The organism is uncultured Methanobrevibacter sp. (assembly GCF_902801725.1).
Classification (GTDB): Archaea; Methanobacteriota; Methanobacteria; order Methanobacteriales; family Methanobacteriaceae; genus Methanocatella.
The window spans coordinates 1-6,875 of the sequence record NZ_CADCJB010000060.1 but is presented as its reverse complement, the minus strand read 5'-3'; the positions used below and the strand labels follow the sequence as shown (position 1 = coordinate 6,875).

Genomic DNA, 6,875 nt, shown 5'->3' with positions numbered 1-6,875 from the left:
GTGTAAAATACACCGTTGATATTGAATGATATTTGTTGGTTTGCATAAGGTTTTCCTTGACCGTTAACTAAAGTTGCTTCGAATGCACCATTTTGACCGTACTTTTTGGTTATGTCCTTACCAGTTAATGTTGGCAATACTTTAATATTGTTGGATACTTTGCATCCACCGTATTCTGCTGTGATAATATAATCTCCCGGAATCAAGTTGATGTTTAATTTTGCAATTCCTGAAGAGTCTGTTGTACGTGTATAGAATACGCCATTGATGTTGAAAGTAACACTTTCACCTGTACCAACAGGATTACCGTCATCTCCGATAATTCTTACAGTATATTGTGATGCATTTCTGAAATATTTGATTAGATCATTGTTTTCAACGATTCTAGAAATTACAGTAATGTTGTTTGCTGCATTTTCATTAGTTACAGGGTTAATAGCAGTGATTACATAGACACCTTGAGGCAAGTTGATGTTTAATTTTGCTAAACCGTTTTCAGTTATTTTACGTGTGTACATTACACCGTTGATGTTGAATTTAACTTCTGTTCCTTGAGTCAAGTAATTTCCTTGGCTATCACGAAATGTTGCATAGTATTGGGAAGCATTTCTATATACTTTTACTAAATCAGTACCGTTTACTGTAGTTAAAACAGTTACAACAGAGTTAACAGTTTGATTATCAACTGTGGAGATTACATTGTATACTCCACTATTTAATCCTATTGCCATACTTGCAATACCATTTGCATCAGTAGTTCTGGTGTATGAACGACCATTAATTTTGATAGTAACTTCTTTATTTGCTAAAGGATTACCTTTGTAATTTACGGTTACAACAAATCTTTCAGGACCTTTGTAGTATTTAGTTACATCCGGAGCATTTATTTTATAAATAGTATTTTCTTTAACATTAATGGTTGCATATTTAGTTATACTGTTGTATTTATCATCACCGGAGTATGTTACAGGTATTGTGTAGTCACCTTTAGCTAAATCAGGTATAATAATTGTAGCAGCACCATTTTCTACAGGAACAGTGTAAGTTTTTCCGCCAACAGTAGCGGTGACAGTACCCGTAGCATCACCAGGCAAAGTTACAGATACAGTAGCATTTTGACCTTCAGTAATTTCAGGAGCATCAATACTAATAGTAGCATTCTCTTTAGGTTTAGGATTAACAACAAATGAAGTGTAACCAAAACCAGAATAATTACCATCAACAACAGTAACATTAACAGCATAACTACCAACAGTCAAATCAGAAACAGACACATTTCCAGTACCACCAAGAACATCCACAACATAAGGAGCACCATCAACATAAACCAAATACTCACCATCAACATCAGACACAACAACAACCAAAGCACTCTCACCAAAAATAATATCCCCAACAGAAACAGAAACATCAATCTCTTTAACTGCCACATCAAATGAAGTGAAATTAACCGCAGAATAATTACCATCAACAACAGTAACATTAACAGCATAACTACCAACAGTCAAATTAGAAACAGACACATTTCCAGTACCACCAAGAACATCCACAACATAAGGAGCATCATCAACATAAACCAAATACTCACCATCAACATCAGACACAACAATAACCATTGCTTTTTCTTCATAGGTAATATCTTCAACAGATACAACAAGAGAAATAGGTTTAGGCACTACATAAAAGGTGGTTTGATTAAATGCTGAATAATTGCCATCCACAATAGCAATTTGTACAACATAATTTCCGACAGTCAAACCAGAAATGACCTGACTTGCTTTACCATCAATTACCTCAATCGGATATTCAGTGCCATTTACGGATAAAGTGTACATTCCATCAATTTCAGCAACAATATTGGCAGAAGCATTTTCACCATAAGTAATATCATCAACAGAGACTAAAACATTGGTCAGTTTAGGATTAATATTAAATGTAGTTTCATTAAACGCAGTATAGTTATCATCACGTTTAACAGTAACTACAATTTGATTTCCAACACCCAAATTAGGAATAAAAGTAACTCCAGTTCCTCCATTTACAAATACTGTATAGTTTTCATCCCTAATAGTTACGATGTAATCACCGGCAACATCAGACTGCACAATAACAGCAGTATCTTCACCATAAGTAATATTTCCAACAGAAATAACAACGGATATTCCTTTAGGAGCTATGTTAAATATTGTAGTGTTATATGCACTATAGTTACCGTCGGCAATAGACACAGAAACTAAAATATCTTCATCAACAAACAAATCAGAAACTGTAGTATTTCCTTTTCCGTCAAAAACATTTACGGTGTAATTTTGATTATATATCCCTACAATGTATTCACCATCAATTTCACCATAAACCCAAACAATAGCATCCTCGCCATATACAATATCCTCAACAGAAACAACAACAGAAACAGATTTAGGAACTATCTCAAATACTGTTTCATTAAATGCTGAATAATTGCCATTAATAATAGTAACATTAACAACATAAGTTCCAACAGTTAAATTAGAAACAGATGCATTTCCAACACCACCTGTGACATTAACAATCATTTGTTTATTTCCTACATAAACAAGATACTCACCATCAACATTGCTTTCAATATTAACAATAGCATTTTCGCCATAGGTTATATTAGATGCAGTAATGTTTAAATCTATACATTTAGTATTGACAAATATTTCAGAAGAATTGATTATGGAGTCACTAGTGTAGTAAGAATCACCTTCAAAAGTACCGTTGACAACATATCTTCCAACACCCAAATTAGGAACAACAAGTTCTTCCAGACAGGATTGTGTGATACTATAAACTAGTTCCATATCCTTATCATATACTCTGTATGAAATGTTTCCATATGCATTGGCTGGAACTTTCACACTAATGGTTGCATTTTCACCATAAATAATTATATCGTTAGATAAATTGAAAACTCCGACAGCTTTATTGACTGTTAAATTGGCATAGGCATATTCTTCAGCATAATCGTCACTTTCAAATACATAAACAGTAATGTTATAACTACCAGGATCGAGGTATTCATTTGGGAATGTAAATGTTGCATTATCCTTAACATATAATGAAATTGATTCATTGCCTAAAAATACAGTATAATAATCGGCAACATCAACACTTACATTTATTTTAATATCTTCACCATAGTTAACTGCAACATCATTGACAGTTATGTTTGGAGAGATTTTGTGAACTTCAACATTAGCCATAAAAGTAGCTGAAAGGAAGTTTTTATCTCCTCTATACATTGCTGTAACCAAATAATTACCATGATTCAATGTGAGATTTTCCAATTGACTCTTGGTATACATATTTCCATTCAGTCCATAAACAACATTAGCAGTAGTTTTCTTATTAATTGTTAAATTAACTTTTAATTTTTCACCCAGAGTAATATCTGCTATTGAAATGTTTAATCCAGGATTTATACGATTGACAGTGAATATTTTGGTTATTTTATCAAATAGATAAGTGTTTGACTTATTATCTTTTGCATTTAATACCACATCATAGTCCCCACCGTTAAGGATACCTGAATTGTAGGTGAAGTTATTGTCAGTTACATTGACTGAATAAATATTGGAGTTAATGTCTAAATTAACTGTGAAGTTTAGGTTTGTACCAATGTCAATACTGCCCTCAATTGTTTCAATTTGTCCGTAGTCAATATCATAAACACTATAATCAACGTTTAGGGCATCGAACACTGAATTTGAAATATTAACATCACAAACAGCATAGATGTTTCTATATTTGTCTGCCTTATTGTTTGTAAACGTACTGCCATTGACACTTGCATTCATTACTGATGCAATGTTTAATGCACCATGGCCTGAAAGTGTGTTTTTTGAAAATGTGGATTCAAGAACGGATAGATTTATGTCATTACTTAAAACAACATTTTTAACAGCATTATCTGCGAATGTACATCCTGAAATAGTAGTTTGATTACTGAATTGTGAATTAATTATATAATCCATAGTATTGCCCGTGAATATGGAACCATTAACAAGCAGATTGGTGATACCAAATGTAGTAATAGCATTTCCGTTTTGAGTGTTATTGTAAAACGCAGAACTAATGAGAACATCTTCACAATTGCTAACTGAAATGATACTGAAACTATCTATGTTGTTCGCGACAAAAACATTTGATATAACTTTTGCTGATTTCGCATAACTTATTGAAATGAGGTGATCTGAATTGATTGTATTGTTTTCAAATGTTGATTCATTAATGAGAACAAGATAATCGGAAGAACTTAGGATAAGACTTGAGTTTAGTATATTATTATAAAAATCTGAGTTAACAATACTTAAATTTCCGTCATTATCTATAATATGTGGACCATCAGCAGTATTATTAATAAACATACAGCCATCAATAGTCAAATTACCGTAATTGCTAATGACACTACTATGTTTATTATTACATCCCGAGATTACAACATCACATATAGTAACATCAGAAGTTTTACTAACATTCAAAAACCGTGAATCAGTTGAATTTGCAAAAACAACATCCCCAAGTGCAATTATAGATAATCTCTTACCGGAAATAGTCAGTCCGAAATTGTCAGCACCACTATAGTTTCCTTCCCTTACATAAATGATGTCATCATTTGAAGAATCTGCGAGAGCTTCACGTAATGTATCGAATTGATTTCCTGTACTGTTGACAATGAAATTGCCTTCATATTCAGCGACTTTGAAGGTGGTTGCGTTTATCGCATCGTTATAGTTTTCATCACCCTCACGGACAACGAATACAGTGTAATTTCCTTCACCGACTTCATCCAATGTTAATATGGCTGTACTACAAGTAATATTGAAAGTTGAAAGCTTATTGTTGAAAAGAAGATGGAATGTTCCGTTTTTACTTGTGTTGATCTTTAAAACAGGTGTTCCAGGAAGGACAACATCATCTACAGTAAGATTGATGTAGACATTGGCCTTGTTTATGATAAGCCTATCAGTTATTAATTCCCCATAATAAATGTTGCCGTAGCTGTCATAAATGACCTCATCCAATTTAACAGGATAAATACCTTTTGGCAGAATGTCTGTAACGTATTCAAATATACCATCAGAAATGATGACTGTAGCATCATCATTATTAACAAATCCAGGCAATGTTACTTGAACATCCATGTTGAATTCAGGGTTAAGTGTACCTGTAATTGTTGTAGGAATACCATATTGACCATCAGGTATATCCAATATTACATCATAGAAATCGAATGTGTTTTCGCTAAATTGAATATCTCCTGCATTGTAAATGTTTGCAAACTCATCAGCAAAGTTAATTCCGAAGAATGATTTTTTAAGTACCAAAGATCCATTGTTGTAAATGGCTCCGCCTTTTCCGGTTGCGGTATTGCCAACGAATGTGGAATTATCCACAGTCATTGTGTGATTGTTATAAATAGCTCCACCGTCCTTTTCACTGGATCCTCCAGTGAATGTTGAATTAAATATGTTTGCTTCATTTCCATTGAAAATTGCTCCGCCATATCCGTTTGCACTGTTATCTTCAAAAGTAGAGTTTAAGACCTGTAAAATTCCCATACTGTAAATAGCTCCACCATCCATACCCTCGTTTTCTGTGAAAACAGTGCCTTTAACAGACAATGAATTAGTGTTATATATTACACCACCATTTCCGCTATTACTGTTGGCTGTGAAATTGGAAGAGACAATTTCTGCAACTCCATTGTTGTATACTGCAGAACTTTTATTGACGATATTGTTTGAAAATTCAACTGTTTCAATGTATAAGTTCCTATCATTCCAAACAAGAGCATTATTAACAGAATTAAGTGAAAACGTAGTGTTTAATATGTTCAATGAACCTGTGTTGTGTATAATTTCACCAGTTTCAAAACTGTCGAATGAGCAGTTTTTAATTATTAAATTACCGTTATTTTCAATGCTTGCATAATTTTTCATGCCACCATTAGTAAATTGTAAACCGTCAAATACAACAGTATATCCTTCAGCTATTGTAAAGAACCATTTTTCACTGCTGCCGTCGAAAACAACATCACGGTTTCTGAAGTTTTTAAGGGTGAATGATTTGGCGATATCAATTTCCATATTGTCTTCATCATAATAGTTTACATTTGCATAAATAATGCCATTTTCCGCAACCGCATCAATAGCATCGGTTAAATTTTCATATACTTCATCTTCGGATATGATGAAATTCGGCACTTTCATTTCAAATGTGACATCAAATATGTATGTATTGAATTTATGGTCGTTCATTACACCTAGAGTATAGTTTCCGCCCATTACATCCTCAAAAGTGACGCTGAAATCACGTGAACCGTTGTTGTAAATTGTGTATAAAGGTGTCTGACCGAAGTACAATAAGACCACTGAATCGAATACATCAGTAGAGGTACCGTTAACATAGACAGTCTGGTTGATTTTATCTATTTCAAAATTGTATATTGTACCATTACCGTTAAAGATACAATATTGGGTAGTTATTTCCTCAACATTACCACCAGCAAAGTAATTCCTCACTCTCTCATCATCTTCACCTTGGTAGTTGTCTAAAAAGGTACATAACATAAATGATGCTGACGTTGATTGACCGTCTAAATTATCTGATGCAATATAGATTGCTCCACCTTCACTTTCTGCATAATTGTTTGTAAAGGTAGTGTTTACTGCAATGAGAGTTGCATCATTTTCTGCATCCCATTTACCAATATATATGGCTCCACCCTCATCATAAGCCTTGTTATTGCGGAAATTACAGTTCATCAGGGTTAAAGTACCTGCTTCCAGGTCAATAGCTCCACCATATTTGGCATATCCATTGATTACTGTAATGTTTTCAAGTGTAAC

General features: G+C 33.4%; 1 protein-coding gene. It reads right to left on the bottom strand.

Annotation, left to right across the window (positions count from 1 at the left end; translation table 11 throughout):
* The coding region (locus tag QZV68_RS09730) for an Ig-like domain repeat protein (protein ID WP_296880808.1) at nucleotides 1-6,875 on the bottom strand (6,875 nt) is incomplete at both ends.